Here is a 25,610-nt window from a genome sequence, read left to right as displayed (position 1 = left end):
GGGATTATTATATGCGTAAAAAGACAAAAGTCAAGCTTCCGGCACAAGTACCGGAATTTATATTATTTTGGCCGCGATGAATTCTTTGTCCAGTCGTGACGTGCCGCACAAGACTCGAATGACCTGAGCATCGCGGAAATAACGCTCCACGGGGTAATCTTTCATGTAACCGTAGCCGCCGTAGATCTGGATCGCGTTGTTCGTGATGTCGGCAACAGACTGCGCCGCGACAAGGTGGGCAATCGCCGCCGCTTTGGAAAAATCTTTCTGGGCGTCGCGCGCCAGTGCCGCATCATAGGTGAGAAGCCTGACCGATTCGATCTTGACCGCCATGTCCGCGAGCATCTCTCGGACCATGCCGAAATTGGCGATCGGCTCGCCGAACTGGACGCGTTCTTTGGCATATTTGAGCGCATTCTCATACGCGCCCTGGCTTATGCCAAGGGCGATGGACGCGAACAAAAGACGAACGATGTTGCGGACATCAGCGGTGATCTCCTGGCCTTGCCGGTCCACGCCCAGGATCGCGCCGCTGTTGACGAGCGCATCCTGGAATCGGACATCCGCGATCCCTGAAGCTTTCATGCCGATAATAGTCGTATTTTTCGTGATTTTGACACCGGGGCAGCCGGGATCGATTATGCTGAATGTGGAAGCATCGGATCCGGGAAGGGGTATCGAAAGAACGAACGGTCCATTGAGCTCGCCGTTAAGGAGCAGTTGATTTTGACCGCTGATCGTATATTGGCTGCTGCCTGTGGCCGCCGCGACCAGCAATTCATTAGCCGCCATTTCCGCGAAACCACCGACCACTTCGCCGCCACACGCTTGCGGCAGGTATTTTGATCTCTGTGCGTCAGTGCCGAATTTTACGATCGGGTACGCGAACAGGCCATTATGTACGGCCAGGATCAGGCCGGTAGATGGGCAGACCTTACTGATCTCCTCGAGCGCGACGACGGTGCCCAGGGTATCAAGGGCAACCCCGCCGCATGATTCGGGTACCAGGGCGCCGAGCATGCCCATCTCCGACAGTTTGAGAATGAACTCCCGGGGGACTTCTCCCTTTTTATCGTGATCATCGACTTTCGGGGCGATCACATCCTTGGCGAATTTTCTGAATTCAGCCTGCAGTAACGCGGTTTCTTTATTAAATTCCATGATCAGTCCTTTTACCGGTACCGGTTTCGCGGATCAGTTCCAACGCGATCACCTGGCGCTGGATCTGGTTGGTGCCTTCGTAGATCTGCGTGATCTTGGCGTCCCTCAGCATTTTTTCAACTTTGTACTCGCGCAGGATACTGTACGGCCCCATGATATCAATGGCTTCGAGCGCGCACTTCATCGCGAGATCAGTGGGATAGAGCTTGGAGAATGAGGATGCTTTTGAAAATCCTTTGTATCCTGAATCGATCGTGCGCGCCGCAGCATGAATGAGCGCCCGTCCGGCTTCTATCTCCGTTGCCATATCCGCGAGTTTGCGCTGGATATATTGATCATTGAGCAGGTCATGTTTGCCGGCAAAAGCGAGCACGTTTTCATAAGCACCCTGGGCTGTGCCAAGACCGATCGCGCCGACACCGGGCCGTGCCCGGTCAAAATTTCTCATCGTGTAGATGAACCCCATGCCTTCCTTGCCCATAAGGTTCTGTTTCGGCACACGGCAATCCTCAAAGACCAGTTCAGTGGTCGTGGAGGTCCGAATCCCGAGTTTATTCTCATGCCGGCCGAACGTTAAACCACCCGTGCCGTTTTCGACGATGAACGCCGAAATGCCGCGGGCTCCCCGGGTTTTATCCGTCGCCGCCAGGACCACGTACACGTCCGAGATGCTGCCGTTGGATATGAATTGTTTGATGCCGTTAAGAACATAATAATCGCCTTCTTTACGCGCAGTCGTCTTCATATTGGCGACGTCGCTGCCGGCCTGGGCTTCGGTCAGGCCGAACGCGCACAGTTTTTCGCCCGACGCGATCAAGGGCAGGTATTTCTGTTTCTGCTCTTCGCTGGCAAAATAAACGATCGGGCCTGAACCCAGCGCGCCGACCGCGTACGCCGTCGCGACACCGGCACAGATGCGTCCGACTTCTTCGCAGGCGATGCACATGTCCATGATCTTGGCGCCGGTACCGCCGTACTGCGCGGGTACGAAGATCCTAAAAAGACCCTGTTTCCCGAACTCTTTGACGATCTCGGTCGGAAACTCAGCTTTGATATCCAGTTCATCCAGCATTGGCACAACAAGTTTTTCTGTGAATGCCCGTACTTTTTCTTTCAGGGCTTTTTCTTCAGAAGTTAGAAAATAATCCATAAAACTCCTTTCAACCAGCTAACAGCTTATAGCAGACAGCTAATAGTAGATAGGTGTATAGTTTACCAGAAAAAACAATATTGTCAAGGAATTGTATGTAGAGATTAGATAAGTGTGTTTAAAAATTAATCACTGCCGCTCAAATCGCGACCTGCTGCATCGTCTGCGGGATCTCCACTTTAATACCCAGTTCCTCGATCTTCTGCTTTAGCGGCACTGATTCCTCGATGTCCCCGTGCACGAGATAGACGCATTTAAGACGCGGGCTGTTCAAGACCTTAACATATTCCAGCAGATCCCGCGAGTCGCCATGCGCGGATAATCCGCTCATGTAATGGATCTTCGCTTTCACATCATAAGACTCATTGAAGATCTGAACCGCGCTCACTCCGTCCAGGATCCTGCGTCCCAGAGTGCCGCGCGCCTGAAATCCAGTGATGATGATGATCGTGTTTGGATCGCTGATCGAATGGATGAGGTGGTGGAGTATCCTTCCTCCTTCGCACATGCCCGATGCCGAAATGATGATCATTGATCCAGGCATCGTATTAAGGCGTTTTGAATCTTCCGTATCGAGGGTATAGTGGAGTTTGGGAAAATTGAACGGGTCATCGCGCTCGAAGATCTTATAGGTCTCTTCGTCGAAACATTCGGGGTGGCGCTTGAAAACATCCGTTACATTCGTGGCCAGCGGGCTGTCAATGTAGACCGGCACATCCTTGATCGTTCCCTGGGTATACAGGTCCTTGAGCATGGTAATGAGCAGTTGGGTCCGTTCGACGGCAAAAGCCGGGATAATTATTTTGCTCCCCCGGGCTATGCCTTCATCGATCAGATCTTTGAGTTCCCCGGTCATTTCATCGAAGGACGTGTGCAGCCGGCTGCCGTAAGTGGATTCCATTATCAGGTAGTCAATGTCGCTGACACGCGCCGGGTCTTTGATGATCGGCATGTTCTTCCGGCCCAGGTCACCGCTGTACAGGATCCTGGTCTTGCCGAGCTCGATCACGATCTGGGATGATCCCAAAATGTGGCCGGCGTCGTAAAGTGACGCCCAGACGCCCGATACCGGTTCGAACGCGGTCTGGTAGTTCACCGACATGAATTTCCGGATAGCGGTTTCGGCGTCAGCTGAAGTATACAGTGGTTCTTTCAGGGGCCGGTTGTGCTGGGCTTGTTTTTTATTAAAGTACGCGATGTCGTTTTCCTGCAAGCGTGCCGAGTCCATCAGGAGCAGGGATGCGATATCGGTCGTTGCCGGCGTGCAGTAGACCGGGCCTTCGAATCCGCGCTTTACCAGGCTCGGCAGGTTCCCCGAATGGTCAAGATGCGCGTGGGACAGGATAACGGCTTTTATTTCTTTGGGTTTGAACGGGAACGTGCAGTTGATCCTTTCGGCCTCATCCCGGTGTCCCTGGTACAGACCGCATTCCATCAGGAATTTCTGGTGGTCGTACTCGACCAGATAGAGCGAGCCGGTGACGGTCCGTGCCGCGCCAATAAAAGTCAATGCCATCTTGAAAAATGATTAAAAGTTATCGGGTTTGGAAGTCGGAATGGTCGTGGTTTTTGGTTCTTGTTTTTTGTCCAAAACCTATGACCAAGCCCATTGACCAAACTGGCATCGATGCCCATCAACGTATGACCATTTATTAGCATGTTTTGATGATGTCCTTGTTCTCGCAGGTGCCGAACTCGATCTGGATCGTCGAATGGCGAACGCCGAACCGGTCGTGCAGGATCGATTCGATGTTTTTGTAGATATCCGAGATCCTGCTTACACAGTAATCTTCGTAGACATCGACATGCCCTTCAAAATAAATATCGGTATCGTTAGCCTGCCAGACGTGCACATGATGGAGGTTGCGGACTTCAGGGATCTCCTCGATCGCGCACTTAACCTTCATGACGTCGATCGCTTCGGGTGTCGACTGCATCAGGATATTAACGGTCTGCTTGACGATAACGTAGCTTTCCTTAAGTATGTACAGGCCGATCATGACCGTGAGCAAAGGGTCGACCCAGGTTATTTTGAAAAAATAGACAAAAAAGCCGCCCAGCACCACGCCCACGGAAGAAAATGTATCGGCCAGCAGGTGGAGGTACGAGGACCGGATATTCAGGTTCGCGGCCGCGTCCTTTTTCAGGAGCATGACCGCGGCCAGGTTGGCGACCAGGCCGATCGACGCCACGATGATCATGAGCAGGCCATTGATATGGACCGGGTTGAAAAACCGCAGGTATGCTTCCCGGAAAAGGAAGAATATAATGACCACCAGCACCGAGGCGTTGAACAGCGCAGCCAGGATCTCGGCCCGTTTGTAGCCGTAGGTCTTTTGGGCCGTGCTTTCCCTCTTGCTCAGGCGGAACGCGAAATAACTGATGATGAGCGACACGCTGTCGCTCAGGTTGTGGGCGGCGTCCGATAAGAGCGAAAGGCTCCCCGATACAAAGCCGCCGATAACCTCCGCGATCGTAATGATGATGTTGAGCACGACGGCGCCGATCAGTTTGCAGCCGCTGATCTCATGCTGGGGATGACTGTGTTCAGGTGGTTCGTTCATGCACTTACCCATAGGATTTTACTTACTTTAACGCACCTGTCAAGATTACGTCGTTTTTCATTAAAATTCTCATAGGTACAAACGATCCCTAACGGGATAACCAGCCATTAAATTTATTCAAAGTTTGATAATGTAACATGCATAAGTCGGCACCGTGATAACAAAATGATGACAATGATATCTTCAGTTGTAGCCGCAGGTTGCAACCTGCGCTGTGTTTTTATGATTCATCAACAAAAACGCACCCTGAAGGGTGCGGCTACATTTACTCTCATCAAGCCGTGAAAATTTTAACCAATTTTGCCGTTGACTTCATGCGTTTTCTAGCTAGACTTATCGACGTGCATGATGCACATATCAATTTGATTTAACAAGGAGGACACATGATCCCATTGATGCTTATGTTAGTCGGACTGCAGGTCGATTCTAAGATCGATTCGGTCGTCATGTACTCGGACCGGGTCATTGTTGCGCGGAAGGCCAGCGTTTATCTTGAGAACGCGACCGATATCGTTTTCCCGGACCTGCCCGGATCCATCGATGACCAGTCAGTGCGCGTTAAAGCGCAGGGTTTGACCATCGGTGAAGTGCAGGTCAAGACGGGTTACTTGAAAGAACCCCATCCCAAGATCAAGGAGTTGCAGGCGCGCATCCGCGAGCTTGAGATCCGCGACCGCGTGTTGAGCGACGAGCTGACCGTACTGAAAGACAAGGAGAAATTCCTGCAAACCGTGGCCGCGGGCGCTTCCGACGTCATATCCAAGGAAATGTACACCGGCAAGATCGCACCCACCGCCTGGGACGTGGGCCTTAAGTTCATTGTTGACGGTCTGCTGGCCGCTAAGATGCGGACCGCTGAGATCGAGCGGACGCGGATCGATCTCCAGGAAAAGATGAATGCTTTGAAATTGGAACTTGATAATACCAGGGCGTCAGTGGAGAACCGCAAGGCCGTTGTTTTTGACGCAAAACCGAAAAACGCACAGACCTATACGATCGAACTAGATTATATCGTGTTCGGCGCCAGCTGGCGAACTTACTACGAACTGCGGGCGGATCCCGCGGACAAGAAGATCGAAGTCGACTATTACGGCAAGATCAGCCAGCGGACCGGCGAAGATTGGGACAACGTGCGCGTCGTTCTATCCACGGCCGCGCCTTCTTACGGCGGGTACGCGCCGGCGACCGAGCCGTGGTACATATACAGTTACCGGGGCGAAGACTACGGCGGGTATGATGCCGAGCGGCGGCCGGCCGGAGCGCCAAAAGAGGCCGTTAGCGAATCTTCGGTGCTGGTCGGTGAGCAGCAGGCCCAGGTCGTGGAGACCGGTATCGGCGTCTGGTATCCTTTACCGCGTCGGTACAGCATTGCCAGCGGTGAAGCCGAGAAGAAAATGGCGATCACGGCCCGACAGATGGGCGCGCAATTTGCTTTTTTCACGGTTCCGCGGCTGGATATGAAGGCGTACCTGAGCGGTGAAATGAACAACAGTACCGATTTTCTCTTCCTTGCCGGCGATGCCAATACTTACGTCGGCGACGATTACACCGGCAGGTCCTATTTCCCGACCGTGGCGCCGGATGAATCTATCAGGACTTTTTTCGGTGTGGATGAACGGGTCAAAGTAAAAAGGGAATTAAAAAAATCAAGGGTCTCCAAAGGCGGTCTTTTCAAGAATACAACAAAGTACGATATCGTCTACGAGAACTCAGTGAAGAATTTCCATGATCAGGAGATAACCTGCACGATCGTCGATATGGTGCCGGTCTCGCAGGACGCCTCGATCAAGGTTGGCGACGTCAAACTGGAGCCAAAACCGACGCGGGAAGATAAAGATCGCGGTATCTACTACTGGGATGCCCCGATAGCGGCAAATGGTGAATTTGTCATCAGCGTGGCATTCACGGTCGAAGCTCCGCCCGAGGTCGATATCCAGAGGCAGATGTACTAGTCCCACAGGGACACCAATCATTTCTGCTGTTCATTGATTGGCAGTGAAGTCAGGATATTAGAGGTTAAGAGGGTAAGAAGATAAAAATAACAGTAAGTCAGGATATCAGGCAAATATAAACAACTACCTTGTCAGGATCAGTTTTTCGCTGACCGATCCCTGGTCGGACCTGGCCTGGACAATATAAACACCGGCGGGCAGGGAATTCCCACTGTTATCTGTACCATCCCAGGTGACTTGGTTAAATGGTTGAATTGTTAAATGGTTAAATGATTTTATCACCTGGCCTACGGCATTGAAGATCCTTATGTAGGGCAAACCTTTAGGTTTGCTAACCTGAGCAAGGCTAAAGCCTTGCCCTACGTGATTTTGTTGCTTTGCTCCATGCGCTATGCTGATCCGTGTAATATCGCTGAACGGATTGGGATAGGCGGTCAATTTAAGATTTCCGGCAGTACCGTGCTCGATCGCCGCCGTTTCTTCAACGCCCGTGATCGTATTGCTGAAAAGGTAATTGCCGTGACTCTCGTCCCAGTTGGTCAGACCCAGGTCAGGGTACCGCGCGTAGGAATACTTTATCTCAATGTTGTTCGTCCCCGATGATGGCGCGTTCTTGAACGAGATCCAGCCGGTCAAACGGTCGTAGGTGAAATCCGAAAGCGGCACGACCATGCTGTCGACCCGTGCTTCCTCGAACCACTGGACCGGAGGCCGCGATAAATAGTAGAGCTTGCGGCTGCCGTTGCCGCTAAAATAATCGGTTGTCGTGACGACCGAACTATTGTCCGTATCGCCCCAGGTCACCGCTTCGCCGACCAGGTTCGTTCCGCCGTTGTAAGACCACGCCGGCGTGGTGTTGATCGAACCGGTCGTATTTTCGAAGACCACGGCCGGTTCCCACCATCCGCCGGCCGCCAGGTCAAGCCAGGTGTCGTTGTTGACGTCGCCCCACTCCACGCACGAACAGTAGTCAGTGCCGGTCAGCATGACGTACTGGGCTGGCGTCTGAAGCGTGCCGCCGCTGTTGCGGTACACCTCAATGCGGCTCTGGTCGCCGCTCAGCTGCCCGTTATTGGCGACCGCGATATCCTTGTAGCCGTCGTTGTTGTAGTCGCCGACCGAGATCCGGAGCACCCATCCCAGGGTTGTCGTCGACCACGAAGCGGTCGTCTCCAGAGTCCCGTTGACATTGGTGAACACCGCGATCTTCCGGCGGTAACCGACGACGAGGTCCAGCCAGCCATCGTTGTCCAGATCGACCCACCGGCAGGCATCGCTGGGCGTGTTATCGGTCGATGTCCAGTAGGGGGTTGTTTCCAGGGTGCCGCTGTTATTGCGGTAAATACGCACCGGCGCGGTGATGCCGCTGTAGGGATCACCGGCCACGACCGCAATGTCAAGGTCGCCGTCCAGATCAACGTCTCCAAGAGCGCAGTCAAAGGAATTGTAGTTGTCGGTCGATGTCCACCAGGCCGTGGTGTTCAAGCCCGTGCCCGAATTACGGTAAATGCTCACGGGACCCTGGTTCGTGCTGCCGGAGCCAAGGTATGAGATCGCCATGTCCGGGTAGCCGTCATTATCGACGTCGCCCATGGAGATGTGCGAATAGTATCCGGTCTCGATCGAGCGCCATGAAGCTACGGTCTCAAGCGCCCCGCCGCCGTTAACGTAAACGGCATTGTAGTTCGACGCCATGTCATTGCCGTTGCCCATACAAAAATCAAGTTGCTGGTCCATGGTCACGTCGCAGAGGGCGCCGCCAGTCGAGTAATCGTTATCGTTCGAGGTCCACGAGGGCGACGTGACAAGGGGGATGACGGAAAAACCTATGGAAATGCAGAAAAGCAGGAAAATAGCAGGTCTGATCGGTGTTTTCATAAAGCCTCCTTAAATAATAATGAATTAACTATAATAACCTGGAACCTAAAGTCAAGGAGGATTGCTGGACATGAGTTATTATCCCCCCCGCCCACCCACCGACCCTTACCCTCCTCCCGCAGGGACGCCAATTATCATGAAAGATCCTTTTCCACGTTGCCCTCGAGGGGGGAGGAAAAAGGAGGGGGTGAATTGTAGCCATTAAGGGGGCGAAAATGCGGGAGGATTGTGGTTGCGTGCTCGTTGACACCAATTTTGATATGGATATAATTTAAAGATATGAAGATCCTCGTGACCGGCGGCGCCGGATTTATCGCCTCGCATATCGTCGATGCATATATCCGGGAAGGCCATGACGTTACGGTCATCGATGACCTGTCGACCGGTAACCGCGGTAACGTGAACAAACGGACGCGGTTCATCGAACTGGACATAAGGGACGAGGCGCTGAAAAAGGTATTTGACGAATCCCGGTTCGATGTTGTCAATCACCACGCCGCCCAGATCAATGTGCGGACATCGCTCGCCAACCCATTTCTCGACGCTTCCGTGAACGTTCTGGGCGCGGTACGGCTGCTTGATTACGCCGCCGCCTTGGGCGTGAAGCGTTTTATTTTCGCATCCAGCGGCGGCGCCATCTACGGGGAACCCGATCACTACCCGATATCCGAGGATCGCGTGCCGCAGCCAATGTCCCCTTACGCCGTAGCGAAGCTTGCCACCGAACACTATATCAAGGTTTTCGCTCAACTCCATGGTTTCACTTATGTGATCCTGCGCTACAGCAACGTGTACGGGCCCAGGCAGATCGGCAAAAGCGAAGCCGGAGTCATCTCGATATTCATCAATGAAATACTGAACGACCGTCCCTGTTTCGTGAACGGCAGCGGCGACCAGGTGCGCGATTATGTGTTCGTTGAGGACGTGGTGCGGGCGAACGTGCTCGCCCTGGACAGCGCGTCCGATGTATTCAATATCGGGACCTCGGTCGAGACGAGCGTCAACCGGTTGGTCGATGAGCTGGCGGCCGTAACCGGCCGCAATATCCGGCACGAGCACCGGGCAGCTATCCCCGGCGAGGTTTTTCGTAATTCCCTGGATTATTCAAAGATCAGCCGGACACTGAAGTGGCGCCCCGGCGTTTCCCTGGCCGAAGGTTTGAAAAAGACCTTTGAGCATTTTGTTTCGATCAATGCCGTCACCCAGAAAATATCTGGATCCTGAAGTAATCTCAAAACTATCAAGATTGGACCTCCAGGCCAGACTGGTCGTGGAGGGGTTCTTGAGCGGGCTGCACCAGAGCCCGTACAAGGGGTTTTCGCAGGAGTTCGCCGATTACCGGCCGTATATGCCGGGCGACGAGCCGCGCCGCATCGACTGGAAGGTATTTGCCCGCAGTGACCGGTACTATATCAAACAATACCTTGAGGAAACGAATCTGCGCGCTTATATCCTGTTCGATATCAGCGGCTCCATGGCTTATGGCGACCGGATCAGCAAGCTCGAGTACGCCAAGTACCTTTGCGCAAGCCTTGCCTACATCCTCTCCAGGCAGAAGGACGGCGTCGGCATCATCACGTTCGACAGCAAGATCCGTGAATACGTGCCGCCCTCGGCGAAAAAGGTCAATTTATCCAGGATCCTCGGCGTTATCGACGGCGCTGCCGCCGGCGGCGAAACATCGATCGCGGACGTACTGGGTGAACTCGCCCAGAAGACCAAGCGCCGCGGGCTCATCATCATCGTATCCGATCTGCTCGATCAGCCCGAATCGGTGGTCCGGGCGATCCGGTCATTCCGTTTTCGCAAGCACGAGATGCTGGTGTTCCAGGTGCTCGATAAAAAAGAATTCTCTTTTCCCTACGCAGACCCGGCGCTGTTCAAGGATCTGGAGACCGACGATGAAATGATCGTTTATCCAGCCGCCATCCGCGCGTCCTACCAGAAACATATGGAGCAGTTCATCGCGTTTTACCGCCGAGCGCTGCTCGAGGTTCATATTGACTGTGAAACGGTCTTTACGGACACGCCCTATGACCAGGCGCTGATCGCCTTCCTGCACAAACGGATGAAAATGTTGTGACCTTCCTTAATCCCGTGTACCTTTTGGGGACGGCGCTCGTGGCTGTGCCCATCATCATCCATTTTTGGTTTCGCCGTAGACTCAAGCGGGTGCCGTTCTCATCCCTGGCATTCTTGAGAATGACCGAGGCGCGGCGTCTCGGCTGGTTAAAACTCCGCGATATCCTGGTGCTCGCGTTGCGTTGTCTTTTTGTCCTTTTCCTGTTCCTGAGCCTGGCGAAACCGCAACTGACCGCGCCGTGGCTGGCACGCCAGCCGAAAATACCCTCGCACCGCCTGGCTTCCGTGATCATCATCCTTGACAATACTTACAGCATGGGTTACGGCGATAATTTCCGGCGCGCTCAGGAAGCCGCCCGCGAACTGCTCCGGCGATATTCACCGGCCAGCGAGTTTTGCGTAGTGCCCCTGACCGGCCCTTCCAGACCGCTGTCCTGGACCGGACTGAACGGCGCGCTGAAACAAGTGGAAGCATGTACCCTGTCCTGCCGCACCGGTTCTCTGCGGCAGGCGCTGGAGAACATCAGGATCGACGCACCGGCATACGAACTGAACTACTTGTATGTCGGCGACGGCCAGGAGATCGTGTTTAAAGACCTGACCGCAAAGGCGCTTTCAGACCGGAAACTTATATGGTACGAAATACCGGGCGGCGGCAATGCCGGGATCGCCCAGGTATCAATGGTGGACCCCGTGAGCATCGTGACCGACAAGTATCAGATCATGGCGACCGTGCAAAATCATTCCGGACGCATATTTAGGGGAACAGCGCGCCTGGTCTCGCAGGAGCAGGAGTTCACCAGCGATCTCGCGGTCCAACCGGATCAGTCAGCCGACGTTGTTTTTACATTACCGGTCCGGTGCAATGCCGGTACGGTCGCGATCATGGATGATGACAGCCTGCTCATGGATAACGAATACTATTTTGCCAAGACCGTGCCCAGACGGATGAGGGTCTTGATCGTCGGCGCCAACGAGTACCTGAAAAACGCCCTCAGCCCGGTCAGCGCCGCGTCCATGCCCTTTGATGTTAGAACGATCATGAACCTTAAGGACGGCGATCTGAGGATGCAAGCGGTTCTGATTCTAAACAATGTGCCGGATCTGTCAAAAGGGGACGAGATCAGGATTCGTGATTTCTTGATGCAAAAGAACACGGGCGCGTTGATCTTCCTGAGCAATGATCCGGGTCCTGGTATGCGACGTTTTATCGGAGAATGGGCAGCGGTTCGCGGCACGGTCGCACCCAGGGGTTACCTGACGCTGGACTGGGTCGATGCCGGTAGTCCGGTCTTTAAAGTGTTCAAGAACGAAGCGTCGCTGAAAGGGATACGGTTCTACCGCCTGAATGATCTAGAAGCGCGCGGCCATGTTCTCGCGCGGGTCGACCAGTACCCGTTGATAATTCAGAAAGACAACGTGTGCATCGTGGCGACCGAGTGCGTCCCCGGAAATACCGATCTCGTTTACCGGGCGATATTCGTGCCGTTGCTCCACCGTCTCGCAAGCAGCGTTGTCTACCAACTCCCTGACCGGGAATATACCGTAGGTGCGGCGGTCGATACGACCAAGGTCCTTCAGGGTATCGATGGCGGGTACCGGCTCGCCAGCATCACCAGGCCGGGACTATACTGCTATGGCGGGGATACCATCGGCGTCAACGTTGACCCGGCCGAAGGCGACCTGCGCAGTATCGATGAAGGGTCGGCAGCTCAACTGGGGGTGCAGGTCTTGAGATCGCTCAGCGCTCTAGCCGGCATTGATCTGACCGTTGCGTGTCTGATGATAGCGCTGTGCGCGCTGGTCATTGAGGCCGCGCTGCTGGTCCTGCGTTAACCGCAGAAAAATATACTTTCCTAATAGATCTTTATTTTGAATTTTTTAGGGCTGGAATGCACCGGCTTCACATACGCGGGAGATATGATCTCGGCAGGCAATGAATATTCGCCTGTTTTCAGATCGGACAGCCTGATCATGATGTCAATATCGGTTTTTTTAAGTTTGCTGATCCGGCTGTTCGCACCAGCGACGATGAGGGTGTCAAGATAAAGGGCTGCGGCCGACACGGTTTGGTTCTGTTTGGATATGATTTTGACCGGAAGGTTGGTCAGCAAGCGCCGGCTCACCGTATCGATTTCGATCATGGCCGTAACATAATCTTGATTGAACCGTATCGACCCGGCGGGTGCGCGCAGTTTAAGTTTCTGGTAGAACGAAGCGGTGCGGTTGTGCACGTCGAGCGATTCGGTCGCGACATCAGCAAGACCGCGCAGATATCCTTTGGGACCGGTCGCCAGGACCGTGTCTGAGATCGTGATCATACCGATCGCGTACCGCTCGGGTGGGCTGCCTTTCATGGGGATCGTAACAGGTACGGTCTGTTTGACCTTTTCGTCGATCCGCAGGTCCATGGTCTTTATGTCGTACTGGACCGAAACGTCCTGGGGATTGGATGGGATGGCGAGATCCTTCGATGTGATCTTTACGCTGCCGGTTTTGGCGTCGGTGACCGTGGCTATAACCGTAGGTGGCAGGAGCCAAAAACCGAGCAACGACCGTCCTTTGCCGGTGAAGGTCACGGGGATCTCCAGCGGCGCGTCCGTGACGGTGAGAGATTCCGGCAGACCGATGAAGGCGATCTTGACGTCCCGGCGGTCGGTATAGGTGCCTTCGACCGCGACAAAAAGCCACAATCCGAATGCAAAGACGATCGCGAATATCTTCCTGATCGGATCATTGACTATCGATCTGAGGATCTGCGTGACCGCCATTGACATCCGCCTATTTTTTCCTGTTCTTCATTAAAAAAACAATGATGCCTTTCTGAATGTGCAGGCGGTTCTCGGCCTGGTCAAAAACGATGGATGTTTTTCCGTCAATGATCTCTTCCGTGATTTCTTCCCCGCGATGGGCCGGCAGGCAGTGCATAATGCAATGGTTCTTTTTGGCGTGCCGGACGAGCTGGCGGTTGATCTGGTAGTCCTTGAAGATTTTCTTGCGTTTCTCTTTTTCCTTTTCTTGTCCCATTGATGCCCAGACGTCAGTGTAGATGATATCAGCATTGGTCACGGCCTTTACCGGATCGGTCGTGAGCATGGCGCGCGGCGCTTTCTTCAGATAAGGTCGGTACGGTTCATAGCCGCGCGGGGTGGCGATATTCAGCCGGTAGCCCAGAATGACCGAAGCCGCGACAAAGGAATTGCAGACGTTGTTGCCGTCGCCCACGTAGGCGATCGTGATATTGGACAGGCTGCCTTTTTTCTCGATGACCGTGAATAGATCGCACAGGATCTGACAGGGATGCTCCAGGTCGCACAGGCCGTTAATGACCGGTATGCTGGCGTTTTTTGCCAGGCCGGTGATGGTGGAGTGGGCAAAGACCCTCGCCATGATGATGTCGACCCAGCGCGACAGGTTCTTCGCGACATCGTCCACCGTTTCCCGCTTGCCCAGCTGGATGTCGGACGGCGCCAGATATATCGCATGCCCTCCAAGCTGGGTCATGCCGGTTTCAAAGGTTACGCGCGTGCGCAGCGAGGGTTTCTCAAAGATCATGGCCATGGTCTTGCCGTTCAGCAGTTTGTGATCAGCACCTTTTTTCTGCGCCGTTTTGAGCTGTTTGGTGATCGTGAAGATGCTCTGTATTTCCTTCTTTGTCAGATCGAACATTGATGTCAGATCCCTCTTCATGTTTAGCAGTCTCCTTTCATATTATGTTTATTATATTTAATCCTGGGCAGAAATCAATCCTTAGCGTTTAGTGAAACATAAATGTAGTGGTCGAGCTTGCTCGACTTAATTGAGTGACGCAGACCAAGGTCTGCCACTGCATTTTACTGCCGGCGTTTCCTGCGCCTCCTGCGAGCGCAGCGATCCTGCGTTGGTTAATACCCTTGACACGACTGCGTGGATGAGTAATATTGCGCACAAGGAGAGAATATGGAAAAATTGATCGGGAAAATAACTCATTATTTCGGTAAGATACAGGTGGCAGTGCTGGAACTGACGGATGATGAATTGAATGCCGGCGATACCATCCATATCAAGGGCAAGACGGCTGATTTCAGCCAGACGGTCACATCCATGCAGGTTGACCGCAATCCTGTAACGTCGGCAAAAAAAGGCGACGCCGTCGGGACGAAAGTCGACGCGCCGGTGCATGAACACGATCAGGTGTTCAAGGTAACGGCAGATTAGAGCAGGACCGCTGCGCTCGCTGAAAGCGCAGGGAGTTAACTCATAAGAGTTTTATAAAAGCCTGACAGCTAAAATCCGTAAAAAAAACGCAGGAAACGCGGTCAGATCAGGCTCATAACAACACCGGTTAGGATCGGGACCGCAAAATTATCATCCCAGGGCAAGGGCAGGGCTTCAAGTATGGTGGCGGCCAATGCTCCCGCTAACAGGGCGTACAGCGGTTCGTGGATCGTAAAGTGCAGCAGTAACGCGACCAGCACGCATGAAATCAGGAAACCCAGACTGCCGTAAAGCGTTTTTTTAAAGATCTTAGGTCCTTTAAGCATCTGACCGCAGATCGCCGCGAAGGTATCGCCGACAATGGTGTAGGCGCTGGCAGCCACGAAGACCGGTTTGCTCGTTATCCATGCGGTGATCAGGCATCCCAGCAGCAGATATGTAGCTCCGCTCAGGCGGGTCAGTTCATGGCGCCGCAGGAACGAGCCGAAAAGAAGAATGAATCCTTCTTTGATCCCGTTCACGCGGATCCTGAAAAAATCGACGATAACGATGACCACGGTTATTATCAGCAGGATCCAACGGCCGGACTGCTGCGGTATGAGATAGTAAGTGACGGGGATGAAAATGGTCCAGAGGTTGAGCAGTTTCCTGAACAGCTCAGCTTTTACTAGAATTCTAACCCCGCGGAAAACTTATTCGAGTTCTCCAGGTCCGAGTGGGTGACAAAGGCGTAGTCAAAGCGCAACTTGCGGTAGCGGATCCCGGCACCCAGGGTATAGGTGCCGCGGGTCCATCCGATACGGCCAAAGACCAGTTCTTTGTAGCCGTATTCACAGCCAATATTCACCGCAAAACCGTTGTCGTCAATGGCCTTTACGATATCGGTCTCGATGATCAGTCGCGAGGAAATGCGGTCCAGCGGGAGCACGGGAGCAACACCGAATGCCAGTTTCGGGGCAATGTTCTCTTTGGTCCGGTTGCTCCATACGATGGGGGACAGCACCACGTCGCGGACACTGCAACCGATCACCAGGTATCCAAGATCCAGCCGGGCGCCGGCATCGAGGCCGCCGCCAAAACCCGTGATCACATACAGGTCGCGGTAATAGACCTTGGCCGTGACGCCGTAAGACACCGGACCTTTCGATCTCGCGCCGTTGAAGTAAACGATCAGGTCGCGCGCAGCCACGGTATCGTAGGCTACCGGCGGGTTGTCGCTACCGGGCGGCATGGTCGTGTCCGGAAGGGTGGTCAGCTTTATACCACCCGCGGAAACATACTGAAGACCGAGGCCCACCGCGGAATTACCCTTGGGCAGGGTGATCGCGCCGAATTCGTTCTTCACGATGCCGCCGAAGTTCTCCGCGTGCATCACGGCGACGCTGCGGCCGGCGAAGATAGTGCCGGCGGGATTGAAGTACAGCGCCGACGCATCAACGCACTGCGCCACGCCGGTACTGCCCATGGCCCAGGCCCGGGCGTTAACGCCCAGCTCCTGGAATTCACCGGCGTATTTGGTCGCGCCGATGAGCATGGGAATGAGTAAAAATTTTATGAAGTCCTGCATGTGACACTTCCTTGTACGGATTTCTTGATGCGGGCTCCGTACCCGTGTAAAGGCTTGATATCGATCTTGATCTGATAGACACCGTCCGGCACCTGCACATTTTTACTGTCAAGGCCGTCCCATACCACGAGGAACTCACCGGGGGCGCACTTTATGTCTTTTAGTAGATCCTTCACTTTTTCGTTCATGGCGTTATAAACACCCATGTTTACCTTTACTTCCTGGGTCAGGTAGATGGCGATCGTCGTGCCGGGCAGGTCTTTGGTGATGACCGGGGGAAAAGCGCCGATGAAAATGACGTCACCCGCGATCCAGAGATACTGACCGCCCTCTTTTTCCGCTATGAAAACCTGACCGTACTTGCGGTTGATGGTGATGCCGCGCGGCGAAGCAAATTCGCCCTGATCCGTGCCGGTCCGACCCTCGGAGATGATATAGCGCAGGTCATGGTCGAATTTATGGATCTGGTTATTGACATCGTCGGTCACATAAATGCTCGCGTAATAGTCCATTGCGACATAAAGAAAATGGGCTTCGGCCAGCCCCAGCTCAAAGTCATAGACCGATCCCAGGAACCGGCCGTTCAAGGTGAACTTCGAGACCCGCTTGCCGTCATCATCCGTGATCACGATAAACTCGTCCTGAAAGCGATTGTGCGGGGCCTGAGCGTCGATCACCTCGATCCCCATCGGCTGATATATCTCGCCGAGCGCGCGGCCCGTTATGCCGAAGGAAGTGATGAGGTTGTTGTCCGGGCCATAAACACAGACGCGGGAGTTATCATAGTCAGTGACATAAAGGTTGTTCTGCGAATCAAAGCAGACATCGTATGGCCGGCCCGCGAGCGGGATCTCGCCGGCCCACTTGAGTTCACCTTTTTGACATTGGAGTTTCACGACGCGACGGTTGCCGAAATCAGCGACCGCGACAAGCCCGTCGCTGTTGGCAGTGATCCCTTTGGGGCTTGAAAAGGTTTCCCTGTTGCCGTAGATCTTGACCGCCTCCAGGCCGACGTTGTAGATGATCTGCCCGTTCCCGGAATTGACCGCAAAAGCCGTGAGTTCGTCATCGTCTTTCTTTGTCTTGGGGTCGTCCAACTCCTTGAGTTTGACCGCAGTGATCCCCTGCGGATCATTATAGTTGAAGCCGGGTCCCAGGAATAGCTGGAGGTAGTACTTGGAGGCGCGGTAAAACCCGAAAGTGTGTTCAAAAGGCGGGACGGCCAGCGTCTGAGGTTTGTATTCAAGCAAAACGAAGAACAGCAACAACATATTTCTCTAATTATAAGGATTCTTCGATAATTGTCAAGATTAGACCTGCTAGCAGGCCGGGCGTCAGCGTATGACCTTCAGCACGAAAAATTCCGGTTTTCTGGACTGATAGACGACCTCGTAGCGCTCGGGTTCCTGCTGGATGACCGGCACCAGGAATCTAAAGGTCTGCGGAAACAGCTGGTCGATCAGGATATAATCGCTCCGGGCTATGGATTCCTTCATGCGTGCGGTGTTTGTGGTAAAGGGAAAGATCATTGATCTGCGGTCCGACAGCAGGTAGACGAATTCCGGTTTGCGGGCGAGTATAATTTTATCGGACGGCGTGTTTTTCTTTATCCACTCAACGGTTTCAAAAAAACGCCGCCAATTAGGCTGATAACCGGCGTACCGGTCGCCGTGCAGGTATCCCGCAGTATCAGCGACAGCGGTGCGCATTTGCGGCACGAGCGTGAAAAGATTGAGGACGATCATGACCGCCGTCGCCGCCGTTACCAGGTGTTTGATCTTCAGTTTCTCGCGCAGCCAGAAAAACGCTTCGTACAAGTAGATCAGGAAAAAGGGCAGCAGCGGCAAAAGGAAGCGGTCCGATGACCAGACGGCAGGCCAAAACAGTAAAACGGCCAGACCGAAAATAAAATACCATTCTTGTATCGCGGGCGCTTTAATGCGTCGGACGAACCCGGCGATGATCAATCCAAGCAGGATCGACCCTGCCAGAGCTTTGAGCCAGGAGACCGAAACGGCCGCCATGACAGCCAGCGGCAGGATGCTAAAAAAATAAATGGCAAAATTGTCTACGATGCGCACGGCAAAGTCCGATACTGATGCCCGGCCCAGTTCCATCTGGTAGGGATTTTTTGCCAGCAGCTGGTCGACGTATGAACCTTCGGACGGGATGCGCGCGTTCCGGACCGACCAGGGAATAAATACCGCCAGGAACAGGATGATGAGCACCCCTAAAAAGCGATAATCTTTTCTCAGTAAAAAATAGAGCGCGATCGCGGCGATCAGGGAGATGCCGGAGGTACGGATGAAGAACGAAAAAACCGCGAATCCGATCGCGATCAACGTGAATACCGGCGACGGCCGATCCCTTTGTAGCATGATGAAATAAACGGCACCAAGCGAGAAGAAGAAAAAGGGCATTTCCGAGAGGACCCAGTGGTTGTAGGTAATGAACACGGGCAGGGACAGGGAAAGGGCTATTAAAGGCATGCTGTGTTCTTTGAAAACACCCGCCGCGATCTTATAGATGAAAAACATCGCACCAACGCCGGTCAGAACTATTAAAATTTTTAAGGCCAGGATATTGGCGCCGAATAACAGCACCAGTGGGACGAGCATGAGCGGGAAACCGGGCGGATACTGGGTATTGCCGGGATCGCCGGGTACGTTGATATTTGAGTACCCTTTGCCGCCGGCTAGCGATTCGGCCAGGATGATGTAGGTCGCGTTATCGCCTCCGGTAAACAGCTTCGGGTCAAAAAGCAGAATGGAAAACACCAGGTATACAGCCAGGAATATCCAGACCGGCAGCGGTCTGGACCAAGCGGCCGGCGCGCCTTTTTTCACTTGCACTCCATCGCGTTATTATAGACCGATTTTGGATAAAAGTCAATTACCCGGCGGACCGGCGCGGTTGACAACCGCGCCGGTTATTGCTATAATTGCACCCATGAAAAGATCGATCCTGATCGCGCTGATTCTTATCACTGCGCTGGGCGCTTATCTTCGTTGCCACAGGTTCGAATGGGGTATACCGAAAGCCCCGTACTGGCGCAATCACTATCAGGACGAGGCATTCGTGCTCGGGCTGCTGTTCAAGATGGGTCCTGACAATCTGAACCCGCACTATTTCATCAACCCAACGTTCCATTATTACACGCTGCTGCTGTCGCTGAAGGTGGCTTCGTGGTTCGGTATCATCGAACCGTTCTCCCCGCCCGTGAAAACGAACGAGCTGGGGCAGCCGGAAAGCGGCGTTTCGCTCGGTGATTATTCCCGAATGTATGTTATCGGCAGGATCCTGACCCTGATCGAGAGCGTGGTATTGATCTTTTTGATATTTCTGATCGGCCGGAACCTGTATAATGATGTGACCGGCCTCATTGCCGCTGCGTTCACCGCGATCCTGCCCACGGCCATATTCCAGTCGCGTTTCCTCGTAGTCGATGCGCCGGCGCTTTTCTGGTTCACGCTGGCATTCTGGATACTGACCATGAACCCTTCATCCCTGGGCGCGCGGCGCTGGGCATTACTTTGCGGGATCTTCATGGGTATCGCGATCGGGACCAAGTACACCAATGGATTGCTTCTTCTGCTGTTCTTTTACCGGATCTATGACCAGAATGCGGGCCTCAAGCGGCGGTTCATCGCCCGGATCCTGAATCGCGATTCCATCGGCGCCCTGGTTGTGGCCGCGGGATTTTTCTTGTTAACAACCCCATACGCGTTATTGTCGAGCGATGAGTTCCTCAGGGGGGGTGTCCATGGTTTCGGCGGGATATTCGGGGCACGGGGTTTGTTCTATTACAATGCTTACCCGGCCAGCCTGATAGCGCCGTTCTCGGTGGCCAGTTTCAATTCGCTGCAGCTGCCTCTGACCATCCTTGCCTTCCTGGCACTTCTGTACCTGTTCCTGAGACGGACGCGGTCCGATCTTACGCTGTTATTCTACATCGTGCCGTTCTATGCCATGATGGTCTACCACGCGTCTCCCCATCTCCGGCACGTGCTGATGGTGCTGCCGTTTTTGATGATCGCGGTCAGCCGGATGCTGTATGATCTCATGAAGCGGATCCGCAAAAAGGCGGCGCTGGTCGGCATCGGTATTGCCGGCGCGTTCGTTTTCGCGTACACTCTGGCTTTCTCGTTTTCGCTGGTCCTGCGGATCACCCCGACCGACACGCGCATTGAGTGCGCGGAATGGATGCGTAAAAACGCGAACCCGCAGGCAGTGGTGGGTTTAGCGAGCTATTTCCCATGGAATTACACTCCGCCGGTGGAAATGGTGCTGGAGAACATCAAGCTCGTTGATTTCAATTATGACCGGTTGCTGAGCATCAAGCCGGACTATTTCATCATTACCGAGTACGAACTTTCGTCGTCGGTCAGCAGCCGTGAAAGCGCGACCGTGAGAAAGCAATTCATTTCGCGCCTGTTCGAACAGCGCGACTACGTCATTGTCAAAGAATTTTTCAAAAAATTCTATATTTTAGGTATTACCTTTGATCCCCATTATCCAAACATGGATTGGAACCCGGTGAACCCGGCGGTGTACGTCTTTAAGCTCAGATCTTAAATTTCCAGCCCAGGTACAGTTCCCTGGCCTGGGGGTCGTCGATCAGCGTCTGCGCGCTGCCCGACAACAGCACCTGCGCGTCATAGATGAGATATGCACGGTCCGTGATCTCCAGGGTTTCCCGGACATTGTGGTCCGAGATCAGGACGCCGATCCCCTGGCTCTTGAGCTTCAGGATTATGTCCTGCAGTTCCGCGCGGGCGATGGGATCGATGCCCGTGAAGGGCTCATCGAGGAGAAGGAATTTCGGGTGGCTGATCAGACTGCGCGCGATCTCGACACGGCGGCGCTCGCCGCCGGACAACGTGTAGGCCTTTTGATCTTTGACATGATCAAGCTTGAAATCGGAGAGAAGTTTGGCTGCCAGACTGACCGCTTCCCGGCGCTTGACGCCGACGATCTCGTAGATGGCGATCAGATTGTCCAGGACCGTGAGTTTCTTGAAGACGCTTGGTTCCTGGCAGAGGAACGATATGCCCAGCCGGGCGCGCTTGAACATTGGCAGCGCGGTGATGGCCAGGTCGTCGAAGAGGATCTCGCCCTGGTTGGGCATGAGCAGCCCCACGATCATGTTGAAGGTCGTCGTCTTGCCGGCGCCGTTCGGGCCCAGCAGGCCGACGATCTCTCCCTGTTCGATCTTCAGGTTCACCTTGTTGACGACGACCCGCCGGCCGAATACCTTGGTCAGATCCTTAGTTACCAGCATCTTCATCCGTCTTTTCTGATTTCAACAATAACCGGCCACGGGGTTGGCCTCCGGCCACGACCCGGCTGGCTTCGCCGTTTGAGAAAAATACCGTGATCTGTTCTCCCTCGATGAAATTTTTCGATCCTTCCTTGGTGGTATAGCGGGCAGTACCTTGCTGAACCGAGAAATATTCGATCATTTTGTTCCGGATCTTGAAACTGCCCTGGTTGCCGGCAAGCTCGTTGGTCTTTTCCGTAACCCGGGGGCGCACCATGGTGCCGCTTTCCTTGCTCAGGTCGTAGGCAAAGGTGTCGCAATCGACGGTGATGCTGTCGATCACCGCGGTCACCGAGTCATATCCCCAGAACATGTTATCCCGGGCGTAGAGCATGAATGAATTGGCGACGACGGTCATCGGCGGCCGCAGCGCGGCGCCGCTATCAACGGGCGCGCGGGCCACTTCAAGATGAGGCTCGCCGGTCAGGCGGCCGTAATCTTCAGCCAGGTCATACCAGCCGCGGCTGCCATAGGCGGTCATGTCGTTCTTTTCATCGACGATCTTGACATTGCGGTGCATCAGCACCTGTTTCGTGATGCCGTCGTAGTCCAGCGAGTCCGAGCTCAGGGTTTCGGTGTCGGTGCGGAGCTCGACCGCGCCGCTGAGCGAGGCTTTCTTATCATGGAAATAATAGAGCGCCTGCTGGGCCATGATATCACCGGTCTTATCCTTGATGATAACGTCGCGGAACAGCTGCACATATCCCTCGGTTTCGTTGAGGATCGCCTCGGCGCTCGTGATCAGGGTGCTTTCCTGCTCGATTGCGACATTCCCGATCAAATGAACGATGCTGGCGGAATCTTCCTGTATGATCTCGACTTTATCCGCCCGGAAAGGCGTCAGCATTAAAAGCAGCAGCGGGTAGACCGCATAGGGCATGGGATCACCTGATCTTCGGGAATTCGACCGGCGAAGTGCCGGTGATAGCGCCGATGACCTCGATCTTCTTGAGGTCCGGGGTCGTAATCAGCCCATTACCTTCGATCGTCGTGCTGTCCTGTTTGACGATTCGGACGTAGGAATTGGTGATTATTTTTTGCGAATCGTTTTTCCAGAAAAGCGAATCAGTGAACAGCCTTGTGGAATCGCTAGTCAACAGCCTCACGCTGTCACGGACGATAATATTGCGCGTCTTGGTATTGAGAGTACCGCTCAGGCTGCGCAGGACCGCATAGGCCTCCGGCTTTTCGTCGAAGAACCGGATGGTCACGGTATCGACGCTTATGAACTCGTCGAACACGTTGGCTTCGTCCGCATCCAGCACCCACAGTTTTTTTCCGTTTTTGGTCTCGGTCAAGCTGAATTTCATGAGTGTGATATGGGGGAACTGATTGACCGGCGATTCGGTGAATTCTTCTTCTTCGCAGGTGCATACAGCCATGGCCATGAGCGCGATCAGAATCATGCCCGGCGACGGCGATGCCCAATGGCGGCGCGCTTTACCGGTGATCATGCTGCGGCCCGCCGCGACCGGTAGAACCACGCGTAATCGTGCGGACGTCGGGCGATCAATGTTTCCAGATCGCAGTTGATATCAAGGACCCCGCGGCCGTCACGGCGGTACATGGCGAACGGGATCAACGGCACATGGCAAACCGCGGCCAGCTTCTGGGCTTTGTGGAATTTGGAAAAAAAGCTAGAACCATCGACAAGCATCGCAAAGACACCGCCGTTCCTGACGAATTCGACGATCGCGCGCGGATTGTTCTGGTAGAACACGATGACGCCGTTCCGGGAACGCCACCGGCGCAGGAGCCGGTCTGCCCATGCCGCCAGCGGATGGTTGTTGCCGCCATGGCCGTACTGATTGGTGATAATGCCGATCCGGAACCCGGCGGTCCTCAGAACCTGCGGCATCATCTCCCATATGCCGTAGTGCACTGAATACATGACCGCGCCACTGCCCGCCGGCTGGAGCGAACCCTTGACCACGAACGGCGCGGCGCGGGACCGCGACAGCATGAACACCAGGTTGCGGGCAAGGGCATAAAGGCAGCGTTCGGGACTGACCGGGCTGCGTTCCTTTAAAAGCATCCGGCGCTGCCGGTTAAGCCAGTAAAGCACGTAGATTACGGACAGGACCCACGGTACGGATAATACCGGCACTATGTTTTCTTCAGTGACGCTTCAATGAAATGATAGAACAACGGATTGGGCGCGAGCGGCCGGGACGTGAACTCAGGGTGGAACTGCACGCCGATGAAGAAAGGATGATGGGATATTTCCGCGATCTCCATTAGCTTGTTGTCCTGGGAATGTCCGGAAAAGATGAGGCCCTTCTCGGCTAGTGGTTTTATGTACTTGGGGTTGACTTCATAGCGGTGGCGGTGGCGTTCCTCGATCAGGTTCTTTTTATAGATCCGGTGCGCCAGCGTCTTGGGTTCGATGTGGCAGGGCCAGTTGCCGAGCCGCATGGTGCCACCCAGATCCTTGATCTTTTTCTGCTCGGGCAGGAGGTCGATCACGGGGTTCGGCGTGTCATCGTCGAATTCCGTCGAGTTGGCGCCCTTGAGCGCACAGATGTTTCGGGCATACTCGATCACCATGCATTGCATGCCCAGGCATATCCCGAAGAACGGTTTCCTCATTTCCCGCGCGTATTTGACCACTCTGATCTTGCCCTCGATACCCCTCATGCCGAAACCGCCGGGGATCAATATGCCGTCGATGTTGGAAAGGGTGTTGCTGAGCGCGATCTCGTCCTCAATGCGGTCCGTGTCGATCCATTTAAGCTTGACGCGGGCGTCATTGGCCGCGGCGGCGTGATTAAGGGCTTCGATGATGCTCTTGTAGGCGTCCCTGAGCTCAACATATTTGCCGCAGATCGCGATCTCCACGGTCTTGTTTGGGGACTTGGCCCGCTGGACATACAGGGACCATTCGCTGAAATCGGCTTCTTTGCGGTCGATCCCCAGGTGATTCATAATCAGGTGATCCAGCTTTTGCTGGTGCAAAATAAGCGGTATCTCGTAGATGCATTCAACGTCCACGGCGTCGATGACCGAACTAATCGGCACATTGCAGAACAGGGAGATCTTCTTTCGTTGATCATCCGAGAGGTATGAATCGGTGCGGCACAGCAGGATATCTGGCTGGATGCCCATGGACAACAGGCCTCGTACTGAATGCTGGGTTGGCTTGGTCTTGAATTCCCGGGTCGTTTTGATGAACGGCACGAGCGTTAGATGGATGTATAGCGTATTCTCTCGCCCCAGGTCCAGCCTCATCTGACGAATGGCTTCGAGGAACGGCTGGCCTTCAATATCGCCGACCGTGCCGCCGATCTCGGCCACGATGATATCGGCCTTGCTGTTCGTGGCCACCTCCATGATCCGCGATTTGATCTCGTCCGTGATATGGGGCACGACCTGGACGGTCTTGCCCAGGTATTCACCCTTGCGTTCGCGGCTGATGACGTCGAAATATATCTGGCCGGTCGTGATATTGTTCTGGCGCGCGAGCGATTCGTTAAGGAAACGCTCATAGTGTCCGAGGTCAAGATCGCATTCGGCGCCGTCCGCCGTCACGAACACCTCGCCGTGCTGGTAAGGGTTCATGGTCCCGGGGTCGACATTGATATAGGGATCGATCTTTAAAAGCGTGGCTTTGAGCCCGAATGACTTTAATAAAAAACCGATCGATGCGGTGGCAACGCCTTTACCCAGCGATGACACGACGCCACCGGTAACAAAAATAAATTTTTTATCCATGCTGTAAAGTATAGTTAAAAAGCACGGG

The 25,610-nt window shown here is 54.1% G+C and carries 22 protein-coding genes; 6 read left to right on the top strand and 16 right to left on the bottom strand.

Annotated features, from left to right (window positions below; genetic code table 11):
- Positions 1-57: 57 nt before the first annotated feature.
- The 4 genes from VF399_00735 to VF399_00720 form a co-directional block, all read right to left on the bottom strand.
- Positions 58-1,161 (bottom strand): acyl-CoA dehydrogenase family protein, encoded by a 1,104-nt coding sequence (locus VF399_00735; protein HEX7318868.1) that lies wholly within the window; start codon positions 1,159-1,161, stop codon positions 58-60.
- Positions 1,151-2,311 carry an acyl-CoA dehydrogenase family protein gene (locus VF399_00730; protein HEX7318867.1) on the bottom strand — a complete coding sequence of 387 codons (1,161 nt, stop codon included), beginning with the start codon at positions 2,309-2,311 and terminating at the stop codon, positions 1,151-1,153. Before VF399_00730 ends, VF399_00735 begins: the two co-directional genes overlap by 11 nt.
- A gap of 139 nt (positions 2,312-2,450) precedes the next feature.
- Positions 2,451-3,827, bottom strand: a complete 1,377-nt coding sequence (locus tag VF399_00725; protein ID HEX7318866.1) for an MBL fold metallo-hydrolase — start codon at positions 3,825-3,827, stop codon at positions 2,451-2,453.
- Positions 3,828-3,963: 136 nt separating this feature from the next.
- On the bottom strand, positions 3,964-4,875 hold the full coding sequence (locus VF399_00720; protein HEX7318865.1) for a cation diffusion facilitator family transporter: 912 nt from the start codon (positions 4,873-4,875) through the stop codon (positions 3,964-3,966).
- A gap of 383 nt (positions 4,876-5,258) precedes the next feature.
- Between VF399_00720 and VF399_00715 the strand changes: the two genes are divergently transcribed.
- Complete coding sequence (locus tag VF399_00715; GenBank protein ID HEX7318864.1) at positions 5,259-6,827, top strand: mucoidy inhibitor MuiA family protein; 1,569 nt, start codon at positions 5,259-5,261, stop codon at positions 6,825-6,827.
- Positions 6,828-6,950: 123 nt separating this feature from the next.
- Here the strand turns inward: VF399_00715 and VF399_00710 are convergent, their stop codons facing one another.
- Positions 6,951-8,705: an FG-GAP-like repeat-containing protein gene (locus tag VF399_00710; GenBank protein ID HEX7318863.1), complete on the bottom strand. Its 1,755-nt coding sequence runs from the start codon at positions 8,703-8,705 to the stop codon at positions 6,951-6,953.
- A 279-nt stretch (positions 8,706-8,984) separates the two neighbouring features.
- Here VF399_00710 and VF399_00705 point away from each other — a divergent pair, with 279 nt between their 5' ends.
- From VF399_00705 to VF399_00695, 3 genes are read left to right on the top strand one after another with little or no spacing between them, the layout of a single operon-like run.
- A complete protein-coding gene (locus tag VF399_00705; GenBank protein HEX7318862.1) occupies positions 8,985-9,929 on the top strand; it encodes an NAD-dependent epimerase/dehydratase family protein in 945 nt (314 codons plus the stop codon).
- Positions 9,898-10,788, top strand: a complete 891-nt coding sequence (locus VF399_00700; GenBank protein ID HEX7318861.1) for a DUF58 domain-containing protein — start codon at positions 9,898-9,900, stop codon at positions 10,786-10,788. Before VF399_00705 ends, VF399_00700 begins: the two co-directional genes overlap by 32 nt.
- A complete protein-coding gene (locus VF399_00695) occupies positions 10,785-12,623 on the top strand; it encodes a BatA domain-containing protein (protein ID HEX7318860.1) in 1,839 nt (612 codons plus the stop codon). Before VF399_00700 ends, VF399_00695 begins: the two co-directional genes overlap by 4 nt.
- Before the next feature lie 20 nt (positions 12,624-12,643).
- Here VF399_00695 and VF399_00690 read toward each other — a convergent pair whose 3' ends face one another.
- The gene (locus tag VF399_00690) at positions 12,644-13,558 is read right to left on the bottom strand and encodes a CdaR family protein (protein ID HEX7318859.1); all 915 of its coding nucleotides are present in this window, start codon (positions 13,556-13,558) and stop codon (positions 12,644-12,646) included.
- Between the two features lie 10 nt (positions 13,559-13,568).
- Positions 13,569-14,477 carry an ornithine carbamoyltransferase gene (argF, locus tag VF399_00685; protein HEX7318858.1) on the bottom strand — a complete coding sequence of 303 codons (909 nt, stop codon included), beginning with the start codon at positions 14,475-14,477 and terminating at the stop codon, positions 13,569-13,571.
- A 249-nt stretch (positions 14,478-14,726) separates the two neighbouring features.
- Between argF and VF399_00680 the strand changes: the two genes are divergently transcribed.
- Positions 14,727-14,984 (top strand): hypothetical protein, encoded by a 258-nt coding sequence (locus VF399_00680; GenBank protein ID HEX7318857.1) that lies wholly within the window; start codon positions 14,727-14,729, stop codon positions 14,982-14,984.
- A gap of 101 nt (positions 14,985-15,085) precedes the next feature.
- Here VF399_00680 and VF399_00675 read toward each other — a convergent pair whose 3' ends face one another.
- The 4 genes from VF399_00675 to VF399_00660 all read right to left on the bottom strand — a co-directional run bounded on the left by VF399_00675 (position 15,086) and on the right by VF399_00660 (position 19,397).
- Positions 15,086-15,541, bottom strand: coding sequence for a hypothetical protein (locus VF399_00675; GenBank protein HEX7318856.1), 456 nt, complete (start codon positions 15,539-15,541; stop codon positions 15,086-15,088).
- A gap of 110 nt (positions 15,542-15,651) precedes the next feature.
- On the bottom strand, positions 15,652-16,551 hold the full coding sequence (locus VF399_00670) for a hypothetical protein (GenBank protein HEX7318855.1): 900 nt from the start codon (positions 16,549-16,551) through the stop codon (positions 15,652-15,654).
- Positions 16,536-17,822 (bottom strand): hypothetical protein, encoded by a 1,287-nt coding sequence (locus VF399_00665; protein HEX7318854.1) that lies wholly within the window; start codon positions 17,820-17,822, stop codon positions 16,536-16,538. Before VF399_00665 ends, VF399_00670 begins: the two co-directional genes overlap by 16 nt.
- Before the next feature lie 63 nt (positions 17,823-17,885).
- Positions 17,886-19,397 (bottom strand): glycosyltransferase family 39 protein, encoded by a 1,512-nt coding sequence (locus tag VF399_00660; GenBank protein HEX7318853.1) that lies wholly within the window; start codon positions 19,395-19,397, stop codon positions 17,886-17,888.
- Between VF399_00660 and VF399_00655 the strand changes: the two genes are divergently transcribed.
- Entirely contained in the window at positions 19,318-21,126 is a 1,809-nt protein-coding gene (locus VF399_00655; GenBank protein ID HEX7318852.1) for a glycosyltransferase family 39 protein, read from the top strand. The two genes, VF399_00660 and VF399_00655, sit on opposite strands and share 80 nt — an antisense overlap.
- On the opposite strand, the gene lptB is transcribed toward VF399_00655, so the two are convergent.
- The 5 genes from lptB to VF399_00630 are packed head-to-tail and all read right to left on the bottom strand — an operon-like array spanning position 21,116 to position 25,582.
- Entirely contained in the window at positions 21,116-21,832 is a 717-nt protein-coding gene (lptB, locus tag VF399_00650) for an LPS export ABC transporter ATP-binding protein (protein ID HEX7318851.1), read from the bottom strand. The two genes, VF399_00655 and lptB, sit on opposite strands and share 11 nt — an antisense overlap.
- Positions 21,819-22,751, bottom strand: a complete 933-nt coding sequence (locus tag VF399_00645) for an OstA-like protein (protein HEX7318850.1) — start codon at positions 22,749-22,751, stop codon at positions 21,819-21,821. Before VF399_00645 ends, lptB begins: the two co-directional genes overlap by 14 nt.
- 4 nt (positions 22,752-22,755) lie before the next feature.
- A complete protein-coding gene (gene lptC / locus VF399_00640) occupies positions 22,756-23,355 on the bottom strand; it encodes an LPS export ABC transporter periplasmic protein LptC (GenBank protein HEX7318849.1) in 600 nt (199 codons plus the stop codon).
- Complete coding sequence (locus VF399_00635) at positions 23,322-23,978, bottom strand: hypothetical protein (GenBank protein ID HEX7318848.1); 657 nt, start codon at positions 23,976-23,978, stop codon at positions 23,322-23,324. The genes lptC and VF399_00635 overlap by 34 nt, the downstream gene beginning before the upstream one ends.
- Positions 23,978-25,582, bottom strand: a complete 1,605-nt coding sequence (locus tag VF399_00630; protein HEX7318847.1) for a CTP synthase — start codon at positions 25,580-25,582, stop codon at positions 23,978-23,980. Before VF399_00630 ends, VF399_00635 begins: the two co-directional genes overlap by 1 nt.
- Positions 25,583-25,610 lie beyond the last annotated feature (28 nt).

This window comes from bacterium (assembly GCA_036382775.1).
Classification (GTDB): Bacteria; Hydrothermota; Tepidihabitantia; order SM23-42; family JAOAFX01; genus DASVHD01.
Note: the sequence above shows the minus strand (reverse complement) of the source record. Positions and strands in the feature narration are given on the sequence as shown.